At 73.2% G+C, this 22,618-nt stretch carries 18 protein-coding genes; 11 read left to right on the top strand and 7 right to left on the bottom strand.

Annotated elements, in window-relative coordinates:
* Complete coding sequence (locus SL103_RS14505) at nt 1–780, bottom strand: VOC family protein (RefSeq protein ID WP_069569265.1); 780 nt, start codon at nt 778–780, stop codon at nt 1–3.
* Between the two features lie 157 nt (nt 781–937).
* Between SL103_RS14505 and SL103_RS14500 the strand changes: the two genes are divergently transcribed.
* Both SL103_RS14500 and SL103_RS14495 read left to right on the top strand, forming a co-directional pair.
* On the top strand, nt 938–3,346 hold the full coding sequence (locus SL103_RS14500) for a SpoIIE family protein phosphatase (protein WP_069569263.1): 2,409 nt from the start codon (nt 938–940) through the stop codon (nt 3,344–3,346).
* Nucleotides 3,347–3,459: 113 nt separating this feature from the next.
* Nucleotides 3,460–3,651, top strand: a complete 192-nt coding sequence (locus SL103_RS14495; RefSeq protein WP_069569261.1) for a hypothetical protein — start codon at nt 3,460–3,462, stop codon at nt 3,649–3,651.
* A gap of 71 nt (nt 3,652–3,722) precedes the next feature.
* Here the strand turns inward: SL103_RS14495 and SL103_RS14490 are convergent, their stop codons facing one another.
* Nucleotides 3,723–5,531 (bottom strand): glycoside hydrolase family 15 protein, encoded by a 1,809-nt coding sequence (locus SL103_RS14490; protein ID WP_069569260.1) that lies wholly within the window; start codon nt 5,529–5,531, stop codon nt 3,723–3,725.
* A 177-nt stretch (nt 5,532–5,708) separates the two neighbouring features.
* Between SL103_RS14490 and SL103_RS14485 the strand changes: the two genes are divergently transcribed.
* From SL103_RS14485 to SL103_RS14455, 7 genes are all read left to right on the top strand, one after another.
* Nucleotides 5,709–6,515 (top strand): SAM-dependent methyltransferase, encoded by an 807-nt coding sequence (locus tag SL103_RS14485; protein ID WP_069569258.1) that lies wholly within the window; start codon nt 5,709–5,711, stop codon nt 6,513–6,515.
* Nucleotides 6,512–8,659, top strand: a complete 2,148-nt coding sequence (locus SL103_RS14480) for a putative bifunctional diguanylate cyclase/phosphodiesterase (protein WP_069569256.1) — start codon at nt 6,512–6,514, stop codon at nt 8,657–8,659. The genes SL103_RS14485 and SL103_RS14480 overlap by 4 nt, the downstream gene beginning before the upstream one ends.
* A 382-nt stretch (nt 8,660–9,041) precedes the next feature.
* Nucleotides 9,042–9,872, top strand: coding sequence for a glycosyltransferase family 2 protein (locus SL103_RS14475; RefSeq protein ID WP_069569254.1), 831 nt, complete (start codon nt 9,042–9,044; stop codon nt 9,870–9,872).
* Nucleotides 9,869–11,191, top strand: a complete 1,323-nt coding sequence (locus tag SL103_RS14470; protein WP_079145745.1) for a glycosyltransferase family 2 protein — start codon at nt 9,869–9,871, stop codon at nt 11,189–11,191. Before SL103_RS14475 ends, SL103_RS14470 begins: the two co-directional genes overlap by 4 nt.
* Entirely contained in the window at nt 11,191–12,525 is a 1,335-nt protein-coding gene (locus SL103_RS14465; protein ID WP_069569252.1) for a lipopolysaccharide biosynthesis protein, read from the top strand. The genes SL103_RS14470 and SL103_RS14465 overlap by 1 nt, the downstream gene beginning before the upstream one ends.
* Nucleotides 12,453–15,371: a glycosyltransferase family 2 protein gene (locus tag SL103_RS36840; protein ID WP_244303912.1), complete on the top strand. Its 2,919-nt coding sequence runs from the start codon at nt 12,453–12,455 to the stop codon at nt 15,369–15,371. The genes SL103_RS14465 and SL103_RS36840 overlap by 73 nt, the downstream gene beginning before the upstream one ends.
* A gap of 57 nt (nt 15,372–15,428) precedes the next feature.
* Nucleotides 15,429–16,253 (top strand): polysaccharide deacetylase family protein, encoded by an 825-nt coding sequence (locus tag SL103_RS14455; protein WP_069569250.1) that lies wholly within the window; start codon nt 15,429–15,431, stop codon nt 16,251–16,253.
* A 29-nt stretch (nt 16,254–16,282) separates the two neighbouring features.
* On the opposite strand, the gene SL103_RS14450 is transcribed toward SL103_RS14455, so the two are convergent.
* Nucleotides 16,283–17,152 (bottom strand): glycoside hydrolase family 16 protein, encoded by an 870-nt coding sequence (locus SL103_RS14450; protein WP_164492800.1) that lies wholly within the window; start codon nt 17,150–17,152, stop codon nt 16,283–16,285.
* A 109-nt stretch (nt 17,153–17,261) separates the two neighbouring features.
* Between SL103_RS14450 and SL103_RS14445 the strand changes: the two genes are divergently transcribed.
* Together SL103_RS14445 and SL103_RS37805 are read left to right on the top strand one after the other, a co-directional pair.
* On the top strand, nt 17,262–17,768 hold the full coding sequence (locus SL103_RS14445) for a DinB family protein (protein WP_069569248.1): 507 nt from the start codon (nt 17,262–17,264) through the stop codon (nt 17,766–17,768).
* A 267-nt stretch (nt 17,769–18,035) separates the two neighbouring features.
* Complete coding sequence (locus tag SL103_RS37805; RefSeq protein ID WP_164492799.1) at nt 18,036–18,191, top strand: hypothetical protein; 156 nt, start codon at nt 18,036–18,038, stop codon at nt 18,189–18,191.
* Between the two features lie 50 nt (nt 18,192–18,241).
* Here the strand turns inward: SL103_RS37805 and SL103_RS14440 are convergent, their stop codons facing one another.
* From SL103_RS14440 to SL103_RS14425, 4 genes are all read right to left on the bottom strand, one after another.
* Complete coding sequence (locus tag SL103_RS14440) at nt 18,242–19,222, bottom strand: ribosome-inactivating family protein (protein WP_164492798.1); 981 nt, start codon at nt 19,220–19,222, stop codon at nt 18,242–18,244.
* Nucleotides 19,223–19,241: 19 nt separating this feature from the next.
* Nucleotides 19,242–19,760 carry a hypothetical protein gene (locus tag SL103_RS14435; protein WP_069569246.1) on the bottom strand — a complete coding sequence of 173 codons (519 nt, stop codon included), beginning with the start codon at nt 19,758–19,760 and terminating at the stop codon, nt 19,242–19,244.
* Nucleotides 19,761–20,180: 420 nt separating this feature from the next.
* Complete coding sequence (locus SL103_RS14430; protein ID WP_069569245.1) at nt 20,181–21,080, bottom strand: GNAT family N-acetyltransferase; 900 nt, start codon at nt 21,078–21,080, stop codon at nt 20,181–20,183.
* Between the two features lie 85 nt (nt 21,081–21,165).
* Nucleotides 21,166–22,617 (bottom strand): amino acid permease, encoded by a 1,452-nt coding sequence (locus tag SL103_RS14425; protein WP_069569244.1) that lies wholly within the window; start codon nt 22,615–22,617, stop codon nt 21,166–21,168.
* Between the last annotated feature and the right edge of the window lies 1 nt (nt 22,618).

Genomic DNA, 22,618 nt, shown 5'->3' with positions numbered 1-22,618 from the left:
TCAGGTCGAGGTGACGGTGAACAGGCCGCCGTCGGGGTCCCGGACGACGGCCTGGTAGCCCTCGCCGTCGACCGTGGAGGTCACCGGGGTGACGGTGCCGCCGGCGGCCACCGCCGCGGCGGTCACCTTCTCGAGGTCGCGGACCGGGAAGTGGACGTCCCAGCGGGGCCGTACCCGCGGGTCGGGGGCGGACTCGACGGCGCCGCCGCGCAGCGTGGCGACGGTGTGCGGACCGTCGTGGACGACCACCTGGTCGTGCTCGTAGGTCACCTCGCAGCCGCCCGGCTCGCCCGAGGCCCAGTCGAAGACCTCCGCGTAGAAGATGGCGGCCTCGAAGGCGTCCCGGGTGCGCAGTTCCAGACGGGCGGGGGCGTTGCCCTGCCCGACCGACCAGGCCAGCCGCTGGCCCTCCCAGAAGCCGAACGTGGCGCCGTCGCGGTCGGCGGCCAGGGCGGCGCGTCCGGGCCCGAGCTTCAGCGGGCCGACCGCGACGGTCGCGCCGCGCTCGCGGATCCGGTCCGCGGTGAGGTCGGCGTCGTCCACCGCGAAGTACGAGGTCCAGGCCACGGCGATCCGGTAGCTCTGGGCGAGCGCGCCGATGCCGGCCACCGGCTGCCCGTCGGCCACGGCGACGGAGAACTCCTCGCCGAGGCTGGCCGGGCGGAACCGCCAGCCCAGGACGGCGGAGTAGAAGTCCTGCGCGGCCCCCAGGTCGCGGGCCATCAGGCTGACCCAGCACGGAGCACCGCGGCCCGGAGTCGCGCGGCCGTGGGCCGACATGACATCTGCCTCCTGTCGCTTCGCCCCCTTCGCGCCCCTCCCACTGTGCCAGCGACCCCGCGGGGCCGCACCAAGGGCGCCCCCGCGGGGCAGCGCAGTTGTGCCGGTCTTGATCAGGATCGATGCTGTACATACGTAACCGGGCTGGGTTGATGCCATGAACGCATGGAACGCGGTGGAGAGCGCCGAATTCCGTGGTCCCCTCGACGTCACCAGGGCGGCCACCGCGGTTCTGGACGCCCAGGACGTGGTCATCGGGTGGAGCCCGGCGGCCCGGAAGCTGCTGGGCTACCCGCCGGAGGAGGTCCTCGGGCGTCCGCTGCGGACCTTTCTGCCGGCCGCCGAGGCGACCGGCAGGGCGGGCGCCGGACGGCCGCCGGAAGCCTCGCTGAGCGGCATCGAGGCCCGCACGGCCCGGCACCGCGACGGCCGGCTGCTGGAGGTGGCGCTCACCACCTGCCCGGTGAACATCACGGAGTCCGGTACCCGGGGCGTGCCGGCCCGCATCCTGGTGGCGGCCCCGCTGGCCGAGCAGCAGCTGTGGGAGTCCCAGCAGGCGATGCTCGGCGGGCTGGCCACGCAGTCCCCGGTCGGTCTGGGCATCTACGACACCGATCTGCGGGTGACCTGGGGGAATGCCGCGTTCATCCGGGAGATCGGGCTGCCGCTCAAGGACTTCCTGGGCGTCCGGGCCGAGGCGCTGTACCCGGACGGCGAGTTCGTGACCGAGGGGTATCCGCGGACGCTGGACGGGGTGATGCAGCAGGTCCTGGACACCGGTGAGCCGGTCCTCGATCTGCATTTCGTGGGGCAGCAGCCCTCCGAGCCGGGCCCCGAGCACGTCTGGTCCTGCTCGTACTACCGGCTGCTCGACGCCCGCGGGCAGGTGATCGGGGTGTGTGAGGACGCCTTCGACATCACCGACCGCTACCGGGCCCAGCGCCGGCTGAACCTCCTGGTGGCGGCCGGCCGCCGGATCGGCACCACCCTCGACATGACCGTCACCGCCCGGGAGATGACCGAGGTGGCGGTGCCGGACTTCGCCTCCCTGGTGACCGTCGACCTGGTGGAGTCCGTGCTGGCGGGCGAGGAGCCGGGGCCGGGCGACGGCGCCCTGCCCACCCTCGTCCGGGTCGCCACCCGCTCGGTCGGCGACCCGCCGGACGCGCCGCCGCACGACCCGTACCGCGTCGCGTACCCGCCGGGCTCGCTGCCGTACCGCAGCCTGTCGTCCGGGGGGATGGTGCGCGGGGAGAGCAGCATGGTGGTGCCGCTGCGGGCGGGCGGCGCCGGGATGGGGCTGGTCGCGTTCACCCGCGAGGGAGAGCCGGCGTTCTTCGACAAGGGCGAGATCGCACTCGCCGACGAGCTGGTGACCCGCACGGCGGTGTCCCTGGACAACGCGCGCCGCTTCGCCCGCGAGCACGCCGCCGCACTGACCCTCCAGCGCAATCTGCTGCCGCAGCACCTGCCCGAGCCGTCCGCGGTCGATCTGGCTCACCGGTACCTGCCCAGCGACGACCGGACCGGGGTGGGCGGTGACTGGTTCGATGTGATCGAACTGTCCGGTACACGGGTCGGGCTGGTCGTCGGGGACGTGGTGGGCCACGGCCTGGAGGCGGCGGCGACGATGGGGCGGCTGCGGACGACCGTACGCGCGCTGGCGCAGCTGGACCTCTCCCCCGACGAGCTGCTGAGCCGGCTGGACGACCTGGTCGGGCAGCCCGCGGAGGACCGCCCGGGCGCCGGCCCGGACGATGTGGCCACCGGCGTGACCTGCCTGTACGCGGTCTACGACCCGGTGTCGCGGCGCTGCACCATGGCGCGGGCCGGCCACCTTCCGCCGGCCGTCGTCGAGCCGGCGGGCGGCCTGTCCTTCCCGGAGCTGCCGGCCGGCCCACCACTGGGACTCGGGGGCCTGCCGTTCGAGTCGCTGGACATCGAGCTGCCGGTGGGCAGCCTGATCGCGCTGTTCACCGACGGGCTGGTGGAGACCCGCGACCGGGACGTCGAGCAGGGGCTGCGGACGCTGGGCCGGGTGCTGACCGACCACGACAGGCCGCTGGACGAGCTCTGCGACCGCGCCCTGGCCGAGCTGCTGCCGGACGGGCCGGGCGCCGACGACTCGGCGCTGCTGCTGGTGCGCACCCGCGAACTGGACGTCCGGCAGGTGACGGCCTGGGAGCTGCCCGCCGAGGCCGCGGCGGTCGGCCGGGCCCGGGAGCTGGCCACCCGGCAGCTGCGCGAGTGGGGCCTGGCGGAGCTGACGCACACCACCGAACTGGTGGTGAGCGAGCTGGTGACCAATGCGGTACGGCACGCGTCGGGACCGCTGCACCTGCGGCTGCTGCGGGACCGGACGCTGCTGACCGAGGTCTCGGACACCGGGCACACCTCGCCGCACCTGCGGCACGCGGCCAGCGACGACGAGGGCGGCCGGGGGCTGTTCATCGTGGCGCAGCTGGTGCAGCGCTGGGGGACGCGCTACACGCCGTACGGCAAGACGATCTGGACCGAGCAGGCGTTTCCTGCGGACTACCCCGGTGCCCCGCGGACGGGCGGCTGACGGGGTGCACGGGGCCGGGTCCGGCGCACGTCGTGCGGGTGTTCGGAGGCGGTCCCATGATGGAACCAAGCGAGGTCCCGGCGACTCGGCGGGCGCGGACACGAGGAGGACCTGTGACGAGCAATGGCAGGGAGCATGCGGCCGAGCACCGGCCGGCCGAGCTGTACACCGGCAGCGAGCGGCCCTACGACCCGGAGGACCTGGTGAAGGTCTCCGGCCGTGAGCCCACCCCCAGGGCCCTGGAGTGGGCGAGGCGCCTGATCGCGGAGGAAGGCCCGGGCGCCATAGAGCGGTATCTGCCGTGAGGCCCGCGCCTCGGTGAGCGCGGCGGCACCACCGGGCCGGCCCGGGGACGCGACCCGCGGGACACGTCCTCTCAGGCCGGCCCGGCCGCCTCGGTGGCGGCGGTCGTCCCGGTCGCCTCGGTGAGCAGGAACGCCGTGTTGACCAGTGCGACGTGGGTGAACGCCTGCGGGGTGTTGCCCAGTTGGCGCCGGGCGGCGGGGTCCCACTCCTCCGAGAGCAGCCCCACGTCGTTGGCGGAGGACAGCACCCGGCCGAACAGCTCGCGGGCGGCGTCGGTGCGGCCGGTCGCGGCCAGCGCGTCGGCGAGCCAGAAGGAACAGGCCAGGAACGTGCCCTCGCTGCCCGGCAGTCCGTCGATCCCGGCGTCGTCGGCGTAGCGGCGGACGAAGCCGCCGTGGTCGAGTTCGTCGCGCACCGCGTCCACGGTGCGGATGACCCGTGGGTCGTCGGGCGGCAGGAAGCCGGTCTTGGCGACGAACAGGGTGGCCGCGTCCAGCTCCTGACTGCCGTAGTGCTGGACGAACACCCCGCGTCCGGGGTCGTAGCCCTGCGCGCAGACGTCGGCGTGCACCGCGTCGCGCATCGCCTCCCAGCGGTCGACGGGGGCCGGCAGGCCGGTGGCCCGGGCCATCCGGACCGCGCGGTCCGCGGCGACCCAGGACATGACCTTGGAGTGCACCCAGTGCCGGCGGCCGCCGCGCCCCTCCCACAGGCCCTCGTCGGGCTCCTGCCAGTGCGTTTCGAGGAAGGACATCAGTATCCGCAGCAGGACCCAGACATGACGCTCCATCGGGATGCCGGCCCGCAAGGCGAGGTAGAGGGTGTCGACCACCTCGCCGTAGACGTCGAGCTGGAGCTGGTCGACCGCGGCGTTGCCGAAGCGGACCGGTACGGAGTTCTCGTAGCCCGGCAGCCAGTCGGCGGCGACCTCGGGCAGCCGGCGTTCCCCCGCGACGCGGTACACGCTCTGCAGGTCCCTCGGGTCGCCGGCGATGGCGCGGACCAGCCACTGCCGCCAGGCCGCCGCCTCCTCGCGGAAGCCGCCGCGCAGCAGCGCGGACAGCGTCATGCTGGAGTCGCGCAGCCAGCAGAAGCGGTAGTCCCAGTTGCGTTCCCCGCCGATGCGCTCGGGCAGGGAGGCGCTGGCCGCGGCGACGATCCCGCCGGTCGGCCGGTAGGCGAGGGCCTTGAGGGTGATCAGCGAGCGCAGCACGGCGTCGCGCCACGCTCCCTCGTAGCGGCACCCCGCCGTCCAGCGCTGCCAGCCCTCGGTGGTCTCGCGCAGCGCGCGGTCGGGGTCCACGCGGTGGGTGTTGGGCTGGTGGGAGGGCTGCCAGGTGAGGACGAACGGCACCCGGTCGCCGGCCCGGACGGTGAACTCCGAGCGGGTGGCGCCGTCATGGCCGTAGGTGTGCACGCCGGGGGCGAGCCGCAGCCAGGCGGAATCCGGCCCGGCCACCGCGATGCGGTGGTGCCCGGTGCGCCGCACCCAGGGGGCGATCCGGCCGTAGTTGAAGCGCAGTCGCAGGTCGCTGCGCATCTCGACGCTGCCGCGCAGCCCTTCGACGAGGCGTACCAGGCGCGGTGAGTGGTCGCCGCGCTGCGGCATGAAGTCGATGACGCGTACGGCGCCGTCCGGCGTCTCCCAGGTCGTCTCCAGGATCAGGGTGTCGCCGCGGTAGGCGCGGTCGGTGCACGGGCCGGCGGCGGCCGGGGCGATCTGCCAGCGGCCCTGCCGCTCGTCGCCGAGGAGCGCCGCGAAACAGCTGGGCGAGTCGAAGCGGGGCAGGCACAGCCAGTCCACCGAGCCGTCCCTGCCCACGAGCGCGGCGGTCCGCAGATCGCCCAGCAAGGCGTAGTCCTCGATGCGTCCCGGCATAGGTGGCTCCCTCGGACTTCCATTCTGCGAGCGGACCGCGGTCGGCGCGACCGCCGTCGTGCCCGTCCCGTCCCGCGCGGCCCGGGGCCGCCGCCAGCTGGTCCGCTTGCGGCGGGTATGGGATAGTAGGAGGCTTTTTCTGGAGTGTGGGATCCCTCGTGAGGGGAGGACCGCTCGATGCCCCGTGAGCAGTGGGTGCCCGAGGGGACGGACCAGGAGACACCGAACGTCGCCCGGGTCTACGACTGCTATCTGGGCGGTTCGCACAACTTCGCGGTGGACCGGGCACTGGCCCGCAAGGCCGTCGGCCTGTGGCCCGACCTGCCGTTGATCATGCGCGCCAACCGCGCGTTCCTGCGCCGCTCCGTGCAGTACCTGGCCGGAGACGGCATCACCCGCTTCCTGGACCTCGGCTCCGGCATCCCGACGTTCGGACCGGTGCACGAGGTGGCCCGGCTGATCCAGCCGACGGCCCGGGTGGTCTACGTCGACATCGACCCGGTGGCGGTGCAGCACAGCCTGCTGCTGGTGGCGGACGACCCGCTGTGCTCGGTGGTCCAGGCGGACCTGCGCGACACCGAGACGCTGCTGAAGCAGCCCGCGGTGGCGGAGTTGCTGGAACCCGGCGAGCGGGTGGCGGTGTTGCTGCTGGCCGTACTGCACTTCGTGACGGACGAGGAGGACCCGGCGCGGATCGTCCGGGTGCTGCGGGAGGCGATGCCGCCGGGCAGCGCGCTGGCGCTCTCGCACGGGACGCCGGCCGGCCGGCCGGAACTGGCACGGCAGCACCAGGAGCTGTACGCGCAGGCGTCGGCGCCGCTGACCATGCGCTCGCGGGACCGCATCGTGGCACTGTTCGAGGGCTTCGAGCTGATCGACCCGGGCGTGGTCCACCTCCCGCAGTGGCGGCCGCAGCACCCGGAGTCCGTGGGACCGCACCCCGAGCTGGTCGCCGGCCTCGCGGGCGTGGGGATACGGCCGTGAACGGGCCGCCGGCCGGCCGGGTGGACCCCGCCGCGGTCCGCTTCCGTGACTCCTGGTCCCGGCTGCTGCGGGACGGTCACGGCACGGTGGTGAGCCCGGCGATCCTGGGCCCGCTGGTGTACCGCACCGCGGAGTTGCTGGCCCGGGCGCACGGCGAGGACCCGTTCGACCCCGCGCCGGCCGAGCAGGCCGGGGCGCTGCTCGTCGATGCCCAGTTCACCGACCCTGCGGTGCTCGCGCGGGCCGTCGCGCTGCTCCAGCAGTGGCCGCCGGCGGACGACCGGGGGCCCGCGCTGGCCGGGGCGTTCGCCGCGGGCTGGTCGGCCGCGCTGCGCGACCGGACGCTGCGCGAACAGGAGGCGATCCGGCGCGCGGTGGACCTGGCGCGGCGCGGCGCGGAGCGGGCGCTGTACGCGTCGGAGGCGCGGTTCCGGGCGATGTTCGAGCGGGCCGCGGTCGGCATCGGGTTCGCCGATCTGGAGGGGAACGTCCTGACGGTGAACAGCGCGCTGCAGGAGATGTTCGGCGCGACCGTCGAGGAGTTGCGCCATCTGAACATCGCGACGATGGTGCACCCCCAGGACGCGCCCCGGGTCTGGGAGATGTACCACGAGCTGATCGCGGGGAAGCGGGAGCAGTTCCAGTGCGACAAGCCGTACTACCGGCAGGACGGCGAGATCATCTGGACGCATCTGACCGTGTCGCTGATCCGCGACGAGGAGGGGACGCCCCGTTACCAGGTGGTGATGCTGGAGGACATCACCGACCAGCACCGGCTCCAGGAGCGGCTGCGCTATCAGGCCACCCACGATCCGCTGACCGGCCTGTGGAACCGGACGGCGTTCTTCGAACGGCTGGAGGCGCTGTTCGCCGACCCCGAGCCGGAGGCGCGGTTCGGCCTGTGCTCGGTGGATCTGGACGGCTTCAAGAACATCAACGACAGCCTCGGCCACGCGACCGGCGACCAGCTGCTGAGTTCGGTGGCGGACCGGCTGCACGCCAGTCTGGCGCCGCTGGGCCACATGGTGGCGCGGCTGGGCGGCGACGAGTTCATCGTGCTGCTGGAGAACTGCCGGGGGCAGCAGGAGGGCATCGCGGCCGCGCAGACCGTACTGGCGGCGCTGGCACCGCCGTTCCTGATCAACGGCCAGCAGCTCGCGGTCCGGGCGAGCGTCGGGGTGGTGGAGCAGCCGATCTCGGCGACCACTCCGGGTGCCGCGATGCGCAGCGCCGATCTGACGCTGTACCGGGCGAAGAACGAGGGCCGCGGCCGGTGGACGCTGTTCGACTCGCGGCGCAACGCGGTGGCGGTCAGCCAGTACGCGATGTCGATGCGGATCCCGATGGCGCTGGACCGCGGGGAGTTCTTCCTGGAGTACCAGCCGCTGTGCACGCTGGACGACGGTGCGATGGTGGCGGTGGAGGCGCTGGTGCGCTGGCGGCACCCGGAGTTGGGGGTGCTGGGCCCGGAGGAGTTCATCGCGACGGCCGAGGACAGCGGGCTGATCATTCCGCTGGGCCGGTGGGTGCTGGGGAAGGCGTGCCACCAAGCGGCGCGCTGGTCGGCGCGGTTCGGCGCGGCGGCGCCGCGGATGAACGTCAATCTGGCGGTGCGACAGGCGCGGAACGCCGAGCTGATCGCGGACATCGACCGGATCCTGGAGGAGTGCGATCTGGACCCGGGGAAGCTCCAGTTGGAGATCACCGAGAGCGCGATGCTCGGGCCGCGGGACCCGGCGCTGCAGGCGCTGCGGGAACTGGTCGGCATGGGGGTGTCGCTGACGGTGGACGACTTCGGCACCGGCTGGTCCAATCTGGCGTACCTGCGGACGCTGCCGGTGGCCGGACTGAAGATCGCCGGGGCGTTCGTCTCGGACCTGCACTCGACCGGCGAGGACCCGCTGGGGTGGCGGATCATCGGCGGGATGGTGTCGCTCGCGCACCAGCTGGGGCTGACGGTGACGGCCGAGGGTGTGGAGACCGCGGCGGACGCGGACCGGCTGCGGTCGATGGGCTGCGACTGCGCCCAGGGCTGGCACTACGGACGGCCGGCACGGCCCGGTGAGATCACCCGCCGGATCGTCGAGGCCGCGGGCGGGACGCGTCGCGGTCCTGACGGGACGAGCCACGACACCCAACAGTAAATAAACCGCAAATTGCGGTTTTCCGGACAAATACCCTTGACCTGGCGTCGGCGACCTGCCCATGATGGGGCCCTGGCACCGCAGGCATACGCGAACCTCAGGTCCGCAGGCCCGGCGGAGAGCACATCGCCAGTTGTGGTGGTCGACGCTTCACGCGTCCGAGAACGAACGACGCCTCGCGTCCGAGGCCCGGCGATCAGAACGCACAGGGGCACCTTCCGTACCCCGCGGCCTCGTTGCACGTTCTCCTTTACGTCGCGGGTGTACCGCGCCTTCTCAACAGGCCCCGGCGGCCAGGCCGCCGGTGTACACCCCTACACCTCCCGGGTCTGCCCACGGCCCCGGCCCTGGGCCCCCCTTGCCTCTCGTTAGGCAGTAGCCCATGAGTACCACCCTGCCTTCGGGCACCATCCAGCGCACCATGGACGGCGGCCGCCCGCTGCGCCGCGCCAGCGACCGCTTCGCGGCCCCGCTGCCGGCCCGGCGCGCCACCGACGTCCCGCCGGTCCGACACTCCGTCAGTTTGGTGATCCCCGCGCACAACGAAGCACGCAACGTCCCCTGGGTGTTCGAACAGATCCCGCCCAGCATCGACGAGGTGCTCCTGGTCGACGGCGCCTCCGACGACGCGACCGTCCGCATGGCGGCGCACTGCCTGCCGTCCGTCCGCGTTGTCCAGCAGACCGGCATCGGCAAGGGCGATGCGCTGCGCACCGGCTTCGAGGCCGCGACCTGCGACTACGTGGTCATGATGGACGCCGACGGCAGCATGTGGCCGGGCGAGATCCCGCACTACGTGCACTTCCTCGACAACGGCTTCGACTTCGTCAAGGGCTCGCGCTTCATCGCCGGCGGCGGCTCGCTCGACCTGACCCCGGTGCGCTCACTGGGCAATCTGGCCCTGCTCACCGTCGTCAACCGGATCTACCACGCGACCCTGACCGACCTGTGCTACGGCTTCTGCGCGTTCCGCCGCAGTTTCCTCGACGAGCTCGACCCGCACGCCCCGGGCTTCGAGATCGAGGCGGAGCTGATCGCCCACGCACTGCGCCTGGGACTTCGCATCGCCGAGGTCCCGAGCCTGGAACTTCCCCGCCGCAGCGGGCGCTCCCATCTGCACGCCGTCTCCGACGGCCGGCGCGTGCTGCAGACCCTCCTCGCCGAGCGGCCGGGCGGCCGGCACTCGGCAGCCGCGGGGGCGGGGAAGCGATGAACGACGTCGGCCGACGCCCCGCAGCGGCCTGCCCCGGTCTTGCCGCCCGCGATTCGCTCTACACCCCCGCCCATGTCGTCGAGCTGGACCTGGCGGTGCCGGGTGAGCTTCGCTCGCCCGGCGGCGCCGCTGCCGACGCGTCGGGCGGACGCGTGTTGGCGTTGGTGCGGCTGCACGGACACCCGCTCGGCATGGTCAGCGTCCCCGGTGCCCCGGGAGACACCGCGGGCCTGTACCGCGCGCTGGCCGACGCCGCACATCGCCAACTGGCCGCCACAGACGCCCGGGAGGCGCCAGGGCCCGGTTCCGGTCCGCCGGTCCGGGCCCCTGGGCGGAGCCCCGGGCCCGCGGTCAGCGTCATCGTCGCCACCCACAACCGGCCGGTGATGCTCCGCCAGTGCCTGGACGCCCTGCTGCGCAGCGCACACCCCTCGTACGAGATCGTGGTGGTCGACAACGCGCCGCGCGACGACGCCGCCGAGCGGCTGGTGCGCGCGTACCGCCCGTCCCGGGTCAGATATGTGAGGGAACCCAAGGCGGGTCTGGCCCGGGCGCACAACCGCGGGTTGACCGCGGCCCGCGGGCGGATCTGCGCCTTCACCGACGACGACACACTGGCCGACCCCGGCTGGATCGCCGCGCTGGAGCGCGCCTTCGACGACGGTGCCGCCCCGGACGGCGGCCCGGCGGTCGGCTGCGTCACCGGGCTGATCCTGCCCGCCGAGCTGGAGACCGCCGCGCAGTCCGCGCTGGAGGGGCACGGCGGCTTCGGCAAGGGGTTCGCGCCGCGCAGCTGGTCGAGCGCCGAGCCGCCCGCCGACCCGCTCTTCCCGTTCACCGCCGGCCGGTTCGGGTCCGGCGCCAACATGGCCTTCCGCACCGACGTGCTGCGCGGGCTCGGCGGCTTCGACCCCTCGACGGGCACCGGAACCCCGGCGTACGGCGGCGACGACCTGCTGGCCTTCTTCCTCGTGCTGGCCGCCGGGCACCGCATCGTCTACCGGCCCGACGCGCTCGTCTGGCACCGCCACCGCCGCGACGCCGACGCCGTGCCGGCCCAGGCGTTCGGCTACGGCGCCGGCTTCGGCGCCTTCCTGGCCGCCGCGATCCGGCACCGTCCCGCCGCGCTGCCCGCACTGCTGCGCCGGCTGCCCGGCGGCATCCGGTACACCGCGGCCAGGACCCGCGCCCGGCCGGCCACGCCCGGCCGGTGGCCGGACCACCTCGCGCTGCTGGAACTCCGCGGCCTGCTCTACGGGCCCGTCGGCTACCTGCGCAGCGTGTACGACACCCGCCGCCACTCCCGGAGCGTGACGTGATGGCCTCGCAGACCGCCGCCTCGGGCAGCGCGACGCTGCCCGCCGCGCCCTACACGGTCGTCCTGCGCCGCCGGCTCAGGTCGCTGCTCTCGTACGAGCCGCTGCTGCGCAACGGCCATGTCCTGGTGGCGAGTTCGGTGATGACGGCGGGGCTCGGCGCGGTGTACTGGGTGCTCGCCACGTCCTGGTACCACCCGGAGACCGTCGGCCGCAGCTACGCGGTGATCTCCGCGGTCACCCTGCTGGGCGGGATCGGGCAGCTCAACCTCGCCGACGTGCTGATGCGGTTCGCGCCGTCGGCCGGCCGGCACACCAGGCGGCTGCTGCTGCGCAGTTACGCCGCCTCCGGGCTGTGCGCCGGCGCGGGCGCCGCCGCCTTCCTCGCCCTGGTCCCGCTCGTCGCCCCCGGCCTCGGCTTCCTGCGCAGCTCCCTGGTCGCTCCGTTCTTCATCGTGGGCACCATCGGCTACGCGTGGTTCATCGTGCAGGACGGGGCGCTGACCGGCGTGCGGCGGGCCAACTGGGTGCTGGGCGAGAACGCGATCTTCGCGGTCGTCAAGACGCTGGCACTGGCGCTGGCCGCGGCCTGGGCCCTGGGTTCCGGCATCCTGCTGTCCTGGGCCGGGGCGCTGGCCGTCTCGCTCACCGTCGCCAACTACGTGCTGCTGCGGCGCGCGGTCCCCGCCCACCAACGGGCGCACGCCGACGGCAGGATGCCGCCCAGGCTGCTGGGCTACGCCGCCACCGACTACAGCGGCGCCCTGTGCCGGCTCGCCGCCTACAACATCGTGCCGCTGATCGTGCTCAACACCCTCGGCGGTGCGCGCAACGCCTACTTCTCGCTGTCCTGGGTCATCGCGTACACGCTGTACCAGGCCGCGTACAACATGGGCAGCTCGCTGCTGGTGGAAGCCGCCCATGATCCGGCACGGATCAGCGAACTGGGCCGCCGGGTGCTGCGGCACACCGGCCCGCCGCTGACCGTCGCCGTGCTCCTCCTCCTCGTCGTCGCGCCCTGGCTGCTGTCGGTCTTCGGCGCCGAGTACGCCCACGAAGCCACCGGGGTGCTGCGCCTGCTGGCCCTGTCCGCGCTGCCCAACCTGCTGCTCAACGTGGCCATCGACGTGGCCAGGGCACACCGCCGGCTGGCCTGGGCCGTGGCCCTCCAGGCGACGCTGTGCGCCCTGGTGCTCGTCCTGACACTCCGACTGATCCCCCGCTTCGGCCTCAACGGCGTCGGCGCCGCCTGGCTGCTGGCCGAATGCGCGCTCGCGCTGCCGCTGCTGCTGACGCTGCCGCGCTGGCTGCCCTCCCCCGCAAGGACTTCGCGATGAACGCCCTCGGCTTCCCTCCCGGCGGATACGGCGTGCGGCAGGCCGTCCGCTCGGCCCTGGGCGCCTGGCGCCGCGCCATCACGATGACCCCCATGAGCCCCGCCGCGGCGACCGAGTGCTCCGCCGCGGCGGCCGGAACCACGACGACGGGCCCGGCCACCCCGAGCCTGTCGGTCGTCATCTGCGCCTACACCCTCGACCGCTGGGACCAACTGATCGCCGCGGTCCGCTCGGTGCAGCACCAGCACCCCGTCCCCGACGAGATCCTCCTCGTCGTCGACCACTGCCCCGAGCTCGCCCGCCGGGCCTCGGACGCCCTGCCCGGCGTGCGGGTCCTGCCCAACGCCGAGGCACAGGGCCTCTCCGGCGGACGCAACACCGGGGTGCGCGCCGCGCACGGCGACATCGTCGCCTTCCTCGACGACGACGCGGCGGCCGACCCGGACTGGACCGCCCGGCTGCTCGCCGCCTACCAGGACTCGCGGGTGCTCGGCGTCGGCGGTCTGGTGCGCCCGCTGTGGGAGACCGGCCGCCCCGCCTGGTTCCCGCGCGAGTTCGACTGGGTGGTCGGCTGCTCGTACCGCGGACTGCCCGAACACCCCGCGCCGGTACGGAACTTCATCGGCGCCAACATGTCCTTCCGGCGCGCCGAGATCCTGGCCGCCGGCGGCTTCCGCACCGACCTGGGCCGCATCGGCACCCGCCCGCTGGGCTGCGAGGAGACCGAACTGTGCCTGCGCATCGCGGCCCGCAATCCCGGCGCGACACTGCGGTACGAGCCGTCCGCGGCGGTCCGCCACCACGTGCCGGCCGCCCGCACCACCCGCAAGTACTTCCGCGCGCGCTGCTACGCGGAGGGCCTCTCCAAGGCGGCCGTCGCCCGGCACTCCGGTTCCGGCCCGGCCCTCGCCAGCGAACGCACATATCTGCGCCGGACCCTCCCGGCCGCCGTCGCCGAAGGGCTGCGGCCCGGCGGCGCGGCGCCGACGGGCACGGTCCCGGCACTCGCCACGGGCGTGGCCGCCACCGTCCTGGGCTACGCCGTCGGCCGGCTGCACCAGGCGGTGGAGCGGGCCCGGAGCCTCGCGGCACAGAGCCCGGGAAAGGCCGCGCTGCGCACGCTGGCCGTCCTCGCGCTGCCGGCCGCCCTGGTCCTGTGGGCGGTCTCGCTGCGCGGGGTGAACCTCGGCGCGATGGGCGACCTCGGCCTGGTGCACGTCCTGCCGGTCACCTACTGGGCCGGCCTCTGCCTGCTCGGCCTCGGTGTCTGCGCCGCGCTCACCAACCGCCGCACCCGCGGCGTCCACTACGCCGGCTACGTCCTGGCGCTGATCACCTTCCTGCACGCCACCCCGCTCGCGCTCTATCCGGAACTGCGGTACTCCTGGGCCTGGAAGCACGTGGCCGTCACGGACGTGCTGCTGAGCAGCGGCACCCTGCCCACCAAGGCCGGCCTGCTGGCCGTCTACGCCCGCTGGCCCGGCTTCTTCTGGCTGAACGACCTGTTCGTGCAGCACTGGGGCCTGCGCTCCCCCGGCTCCTACGCCAGCTGGTCCCCGCTGCTGATCAACGCGGCACTGGTGATCCCGCTGCTGGTGCTCTACCGCTCCTTCACCCGCAGCCGGCGGCTGGTCTGGGGCGGGGTGTTCCTGTTCTTCAGCTGCTCTTGGGTGGGCCAGGACTACTTCTCGCCGCAGGCGTTCGCCTTCCTGCTGTACGTGTGCGTCGTCGCGGCCGTCGTCCGCAAGCTTCCCCGGCCGGGCCGGCCGAGGCCGAGACGGCCGAGTGCGGGCTGGTGGGTGCTGCTCGTCCTCGCCCTGGTCACCATCGTCTGCTCGCACCCGCTGACGCCGGTGCTGCTGACCGGTTCGCTCGTCCTGCTGGCCCTGCCCCGCCGCAACCGCGCGGTGGTGGTGCCGGTGCTGCTGGTCGCGCTGGTGCTGACCACGGCGTGGGACCTGACCGTGGCCCGGCCCTACCTGGAGCAGAATCTGCACAGCATCCTGACCGGCCTGACCCAGCCGGAGTCGAACGCCGGGTCCGGGCTGCTCGGGCTGTCCGGCGCCACCGCCGGCCAGGTCGCGGTGGCCTGGGCCGACCGGATCCTGTCCGCCGTGGTCTTCCTCTTCGCGGGCCTGGCGGTCCTGGTGCGGCCCTCGTTGCGGCGCACCGCCCTGCCGCTGCTGGCGATCGCCCCACTGCCCTGGGCGGTGGCCAACAGCTACGGCGGCGAAATGATCTTCCGGGTCTATCTGTTCGCGCTGCCCGCCACCGCGTTCGGCGCCGCCGCGCTGCTGCTGCCGCCGCTCCTGGCCACCGCCCACGGCCGCGGCCTGCGCCGCCCGCTGCGGCGCCTGCGGGCCGCGGCGGTGCCCGTCATCGTCGTGACGCTGTTCGCCGCGCTCTCCCTCGCCTACTTCGGCAAGGAGAACGTCAACTACTTCACCCCGTCGGAGACCGCGGCCGCGAAGTGGCTCGCCGGGCACGCCCCGGAGGGCTCCCTGATCGTCGGCGCCTCCGACAACTTCCCGTACGCCTACGCCGATTACCCGTACCACGACCGGATCTGGCTGTCCGAGGCGGCGCCCGAGGACCAGCGGCAGGTCAACCGCGACCCGGTGTCCGAACTGCGCGTGCTCACCGGCGCCGGGCCGCCGCGCCCCGTCTACCTGGTCCTCAACCGTGCCCAGGAGGCCCAGGTCCTGGCCACCGGAGCACTGCCGCCCGGCACCCTCGCACACATCAGGAACGCGCTGGCGCACCGTCGCGACTTCCCCGTCGTGCACCGCACCGCCGACGCCGTCGTCTACCGCATCCTGCCGGAGGGCGCCCCCGGCGGCCGCTGAGGCACCCGAGGGCACCCACCGGCACCTCGACCGCACGGGGGTCCGAAAGGACCGATCATGAGCGCCGTCCCCGTCTTCGTCTACCACTCGGTGAACACCGACCCGCCGCCCTGGATCGCGCCGTACACGGTCACCCCGCGGGTCTTCGCCGAACAGCTCGACCGCATCGCGGACGCCGGGCTCACGGTGGTGCCGTTGCGGCGGCTGGTCGCGGCGATCCGTGGCGGCCCGCCGCTGCCCCCGCGCTGCGCCGTCCTCACCTTCGACGACGGCTTCGCCGACTTCTACTGGACGGTGGCGCCCCTCCTCACCGAGCGCGCCCTGCCCGCGACGCTGTACGTCACGACCGGCGCCGTCCATCCGCCCGGCGGCCACCCCGAGGGCAGTCTGCTGCCGGCCGCCGCGATGCTGAGCTGGCGGCAGGTCGCCACCCTCGACGCGCTCGGCTTCGAGATCGGCGGACACACCGTCACCCATCCGCAGCTGGACGCCGTGCCCGCGCAGCGCGCCTGGCGCGAGATCGTCGGCTGCAAGCGGCGGCTGGAGGACGCGCTCAGCCATCCGGTGTACTCCTTCGCCTATCCGCACGGCTACTCCAGCGCCGCGGTCCGCCGCACCGTGCGCGAGGTCGGCTGGACCTCGGCCTGCGCGGTGGCCAACGCCTTCGCCTCGGCCGACGGCGACCCGGTGCGCATACCCCGGCTGATGGTCCGGGCCGACACCCGTCCGGAGCTGTTCACCCAGTGGACGCGCGGCGGCGGCGCGCCCACGGCGCCGCTGTCCGAGTCCCTGCGGACCAAGGGCTGGCGGGTCTACCGCCGCTCCCGGGCGCTGCTCGGGCGCCCGGCCGGCGGACCGCCCGGGTCCGGCACGCTGCCCTGAGCGGCCGCCTCCCGGCCTGCCGTACCCCGTTACCTCCCGCCCGTGCCGTGGTGCCCCGCCGCTGCCCCTAGCTGCTGCCAGACCCGGACCCAGTCCACCGACATCCGGGCGTGGTCGACCCCGGGCGGCGGCACCGTCGGATAGCCGACCGCGAGCGTGAACAGCAGCTCCATCGGGACGTGCGGGATCTTCGCGGGATCGGTGACCCGGAAGCGGATCTCGCCGTCCACATACCAGGTGAGCGCGTTCCGCTCCCAGTTCAGCGCGAAAACGTGGTAGCCGGCCGGGAAGTCCACCGGCCCGAAGCGCCCCGCGGCGGTGCGTTCCTCGCCGGCCGGCCCCTTCCAGTGCACCGTCATCTCGATCCGGTCGGTGCTGCCGAGCCCCTCGGCGACGTCGAGTTCCGGGGGCGTGTACCGGGAGGCCGGCATCAGCCAGAAGGCCGGCAGCATCCCGGCCTGCGGGGGGATCCGTACGGCCGCCTCGAAGTAGCCGTAGGTGAAGACGAAGCGCGGCCGGGCGTTCCACGAGCTGCGGCCGGTGGAGACCATCCCGGACGTCCACGGATAGCTGCGGCCGTCCGTGCCCGGGGTGGTCCGGCGGCGGGCGGTCAGCGTGAGCTTGCCGTCGCCGACCGACACCTGCTCCGGGCGGTACCACTCCAGCTCGTTGTTGCCGCGGTTGGTGCAGCCGCCCTGGTTCCAGTCGTAACAGGTCGTCCAGCGGGCCGGGTTGAGCCGGGTGCCGCCGAAGTCGTCCGCGAAGACCGCCCGCCAGTGCCCCGGCACCGGCGGGCTCGGTGACGGGGTGGGCGCGCGGATGCCCGACGCGCAGCCGGTGGCGGCCGCGAGCGCGAGAAATCCGCTTGCGGCGGCGCGCGCCAGTCGGCAAGATCCCATCGGCCGCCTCCCGGGCGCGCTCCGGAAACACCTCCGATGATCATCGCCCATCCCCCGGCGTCCCGCTACTTCCGGGCCTCCGCCGCCCCCCAGAGGAACCCGATACCCCATGACCACCGAACGTGTCGCTCCGCCCGTCCGCGCCGGCGAACGGGAGACCCTGCGGGCCTTCCTGGACTTCCACCGCGCCACGCTCGCCCTGAAGACCGAGGGCCTGACCGACGAGGAGCTGCGCCGCCGCTCGATGCCGCCCTCCACGCTCACCCTGCTCGGCCTGGTCCGGCACATGGCGGAGGTGGAGCGCACCTGGTTCCGCCGGGTGATCAACGGTGAGGACATCCCGCTGGTCTGGTCGGCCGAGGGCGACTTCCAGGCGGCGTACGACCCCGACGGGTCGACCGGCGCGGAAGCCTTCGCCGCCTGGCAGGAGGAGGTCGCCCACTCCCGCCGCATCGAGCAGGCGGCCCCCTCCCTCGACGTCACGGGCTACCAGCCCCGGTGGGACGAGCACGTCTCGCTCCGCCTGGTCATGCACCACCTCGTCCACGAGTACGCGCGCCACAACGGCCACGCCGACTTCCTCCGGGAGGGCGTAGACGGCACGGTGGGAGCCTGAGAGCAGCGATCTGCCGGGGGACGGCGCCGACCGGGCTCCGGCGGGCGCGGGCGCCGACCCGTACGCCCAGGGGCCGCACGTCCTGGTCGAAGCCGCTCAGGCCGTGGATTCCGCCGTTCTGGTGGCCCACTCGACCGGCGGCATGTTCGCGCTGCCCGTGCCGGACCTGGAGTCATACCTGAGCGGGCTGGTCCTCATCAGCAGCGCCCCCACTCCGGCCGGCGTCCGACGTTCGCCGCCCACGCCGCGCGGCACCCGCTGCCCGGTGTGGGGGAGGCCGCCGCCCGCCGGGCCGAGCAGCCGGACGACGGCAGCCTGCGGGACCTCACCCTGGCGGCCGCCGCCTGGAACTTCGTCAGTGCACCCTTCGTCAGGTTCGCGTCGATCAGGGTCGAGCCGTGCGCGCCGCCTTCGCCGAGCTGACCGCCCGCATGGAGGGGCCGGCGTGAGCACCGTGTGAGGTGCCGTGAAGGTCAGCCCTTCCTCGTCGGCGGCTTGATCAGGTAGAGCCGGCGGGCCAGATCCAGCGCGGTCAGCAGCACCTGGGCCCCGTTCCAGGCGTATTGACGGCGCTGTTGCCACACCTCGCCGTTACCGGTCGGGTCGGTGGCCCGTGCCTGCAGGACGACCCCGGAGCGCTGGTCCCAGCTCCTGATCTCGTCCGAGTGGCTGCCCACGGTCCAGGACGTCCTGCCTCGGATCGCCTGGGCGATCTGCGCGGGGATCGCCTGGAACCGCGCCCCTTCGGCCAGGGCCACGGCCAGCGCCTGGACACTGTCCTCCATCGTGTGGGTGCTCGTGTTCGGGTCGTGACGGTAGATCTCGAGCACCGCATTCCGCAGGCGGCTCCGGCTGACCGTGATTGCCTCAAGGCCCCGGTATTGGATGCCCCAGCCGAAGTGCTCCCTGCGGACGCGCGGGAACAGGTGGCCCGGGACCATGTCCCGCGTGCGGCCGTTCACCCGCTCGGTGAACGTGTAGAGGACGCGGCTGGTCGCGTCCCTGTTCTCCACGTAGAACCCGAGCAGGTAGTTGTCGGACCGCCGGAAGACTCCTCGGACCATGCGGCCCACGATGAACTCGTCCTCGGCGAACCGTCCGAGGTTGATCGTCTGCATGACCTCGGGGTCGGGGTTCTGGATCAGGTGGCCGGCACCGGGCCGTCGGACGCTCTGCTCCCCCAGCACGGCGTTGCGGACGTTCGCGACCGTGCGGGTGTAGAGGCCGGCGAAATCCTCATCCTCCGTCGTTTCCCTCGGCTGCCCCTGCCCCTGCTCCTGCGGCGTGGCCTGGACGGTCCGGTCCTGCCCGTGCGGGGCCGACGCACCGTAGGTGACCGCGCCACCCGCGCCCAGCGTGCCCGCAAGGACCGAAACCACCACGGCCGCGCTGACCAAGCGCCGCCGCACCGGGCCGCGTTCGAACCGTTCGACCCGGCCGACCCTTCGCGTCATCTCTGCGGTGTCTGCCATGTCAGGCCCAGAACTCGAACTCGGCCCGGAGCGTGCCCTTGGTGACCCGGCCCCCGTCGCTGTAGTAGAGCGCCCGGTACTTCGCACCCTTCGTCAGGTTCGCGTCGATCAGGGTCGAGCCGTACGCGCCGCAGTTGGCGTTGCCGCAAGCCCAGTCCCACGTGACGCGCTTGCCGTTGCTGTCCAGGATCTCGATCCAGTCCCAGCCGTTGTACGGATCCCGCCCCGAGGGCGCCACCCACGTGACGCTGACCCCCTTCACGTGGGACTGGTACCAGTAGCCCCTGAACTGCGCCGGCGAGACCTCGCTGATCAGGTAGTCGGTGTTGATCCTGCCGGGCTCCGTCCCGGGATCCCCGGGGCCCCCGTTCCGGTACGTCGGCGGCTGCCAGTGCTCACGCGCCGAGTCGGCTGCCGGAGCCGCCTGCACAGCGGCCTTCGTCGGTTCTCCCGAACCCTGCGGCGCCGCGGAAGCCGTGCCCAGCGCCCCCACGGACACGCTTGCGAGCAGCCCGGCCATGACCGCGGTCCGCCGCCGGGGCGTGTTCGCCCCGGCGCATAAGGAAGAGACCCTGCCTGTGCCTCGCGTGCGGAACAGCATGCGTACGTCACCTCGCCGTTGATCGGAGATCGATGCGCCGGAAACGTTAGGGAGCCGGGATCAACGTCCCCTTGACGATCGACCAACGCGGGCCGCGACGCACGCGAGGCAGGAGGCCGCGGAGCAGGTGAATCCTTGCCGTCAGCCCGCCCCCTGAGCGGCCGGCGCTGCGTCCGGACGGTACCGGGCGGGCGGTGCTGCCTGCGGGCTCCGGCGGCGTGCCGGTGAGCGTGGCACACGGTGGAGTCCACGCTCACCGTCGGCCGGTCGATGCGGCCCTCCGCGCCGGCGCCGGCGGGAACGGCCCGCATCCCTTCCGGCGCCCGCTTCCCCAGTTCCCTAGCCCAGTTCGAGGCTGGTCACGGCGAAGGTGTGCTCGTCGGCCGCCGGCGGGACCGGGCCGGTGTACATCCGTACCGTGTGTGACCGGGGGGTCAGACCGCGGGAGGCGGCCAGCGAGACGGCCGCGCGCCGGGGTTCGGGGATGTCCAGGAACACCTCGTCGTCCGGGTCCACGCAGGCGGTCAGGGCGTCGAAGAGCCCCTCGGCGGCCTGCGGGCCGTCGGCGAAGAGCGGACCGATGCGGTGGCCCGTCCGGGCCGGGCGGATCACCCCGTAGCCGGCGATCGCGCCGTCGCGGAGGTAGACGCGGGCGGTGTGGCCGGGGGCGGTCACCCAGCGGGTGACGAACGCGCGCCGCCCCGCGGGGAAGCACAGCCGGTCGTAGGCGGCGAGGGCGTCGAGGTGGGTGCCGGTCACCGGGACGACCTCCGGCCGGGGGGTGTCGCCGCCGGTGGGGCGTCCCCCGTAGCGGACGGTGTCGTGGGCGGGGGTGAACCCGGCGCGCCGGTAGGTGGCTTGCTGGGCGGGTACGGCGTCCAGGCCGACGGTGCGCACGCCCGCGTGCGGGAAGGCCGCCCGCCAGGTGGCGAGCCCCAGGCCCTGCCCCCGGTGGTCGGGGTGGACGAGGTAGTAGCCGAGGAAGGCGTAGGCGTCGGAGTAGTTGACGACCGAGACCGCGGAGACCGGTTGGCCGGCGCGGCGGCCGAGGAAGAAGCCCGCGGGGTCGGTGGGGTGGAAGCAGTCGGTGTCGCCGCGGCCGGGGTTCCATTCCTCGTCGGCGGCCCACCGGGCCACCTGGTGCCAGTCCTGTGCTGAGGCCGTGGTGACGATGAGGGGGTCGGCCGCGGAGGTGTGCCGGGGCGCGTCCGGGCGGGCGTCGTCGCTGGGGGGAGGCATGCCGGTGGTCGTCCCTTCTGTCGGGGGCAGGGGGCCTGCGTGCGGGTTCTGGTTGGGGGGCGGGACGGCGCGGGGCCGAGACCCCCTAGATCAGGTCCATGGCGGCGACCTCGTCGGGGCGGCCGTAGCTGACCGGCCCCTGGAAGCGCCGCCGGGCGGTGGCGAACCACCAGACGGTGGCGATGATCAGCACCACGGCCAGCGCGATGGGCGCGTAGTTGAACGAGTCGGGGGTGATCGGGGACGCCTGGGGCAGCATGAACAGCACGTTGCTGATCAGGATCCAGGCCACCGCCACGGCCGCGACGGGCCGGCCGTAGCGGCCGAGGTTCCACGGCCCGGCCTGGAAGTCGTCGAGCCGCAGCCGCAGGAAGATCGGCACGGCGTAGGCCAGGAACAGTCCGACGACGTTGACGCTCACCACGGCGGTGAACGCGGTGTGCGACCACCAGCCGGGCAGCACCAGCACCAACGGGCAGGCCGCCGCGAGCCAGACGGCCTTGACGGGGGTGCGGGTACGCGCGGAAACCGAATGCCACCAACGGGAGCCGGGCATCGCGCCGTCGCGGGAGAACGCGAAGATCTGGCGGGTATTGCTGGTCATGTTGGCGAGGCCGCAGAACAGCATGGCGCCGATAACGATCAGCAGCAGGAACTGCGCGATGCCGGGGCCGAGCGCGTCGACGAGAATCTGCACCGGCGGCGCGTCGGCGCTCGCGGCGTGCCCGTAGTCACGGATCGCGTACACCAGCGCGAGCATCAGGATGAGTCCGGTGATCGCGGAGCAGGTGATGGCCCGCATGATGCCCCTGGGCGCATTGACCGTCGCCTTCACCGTTTCTTCGGACATGTGGAAACTGCCGTCGAAACCGGTGAACGTCCAGCTGGTGACGAGCAGGCCGAGCATTCCGCCGTAGACCGCACTGGTGAAGCCGGTGTTGTTCACGAAGTGGGCGGCGAAAGAGGGTGATTGGTGATGGTCGGGTATGAACGTGAGCGCGCCGACGATCACCACCATGCCGATGAGCAGCCACCACACGGAAATGCGGTTCACCAGCGCGACCAGCCGCACGGTATAGGTGTTGGCCAGCGCCTGGAGCAGGAGGATGGCCGCGGTGATGCCGACGGTCTGCTGCGGGGTCGCCTCGTAGGACGGCCACTGCATCGCGAGGAACGCCTGGATGAAGGTGGCGGCCGCGAAGTTGGTGGCGGCGGTGCCGCCGACCTGTCCGACGAAGTTCAACCAGCCCGTGTACCAGGACCAGGCGCCCTGGTGCCGCTTGGCGAGCTTGCCGGCGGAGAAGTAGAGCGCGCCGCTGGTCGGGTAGGCGGAGGCGATCTCGCCCATCGCGGCACCGACGAACAGCACCATGACCGAGACACCGACCCAGCCGAGGACCAGGATCCGGGGGCCGCCGGCGTTCATCCCGAAGCCGAACGAGGAGAAGATGCCGGAGATGATGTTGATGATGGTGAAAGAAATGGCGAAGTTGTCGAACGCACGGAATCTGCGGGTGAGTTTCCGCGGGTATCCCATG

This window comes from Streptomyces lydicus (assembly GCF_001729485.1).
GTDB lineage: Bacteria > Actinomycetota > Actinomycetes > Streptomycetales > Streptomycetaceae > Streptomyces > Streptomyces lydicus_D.
This window is presented reverse-complemented; position numbering and strand designations above follow the sequence as displayed.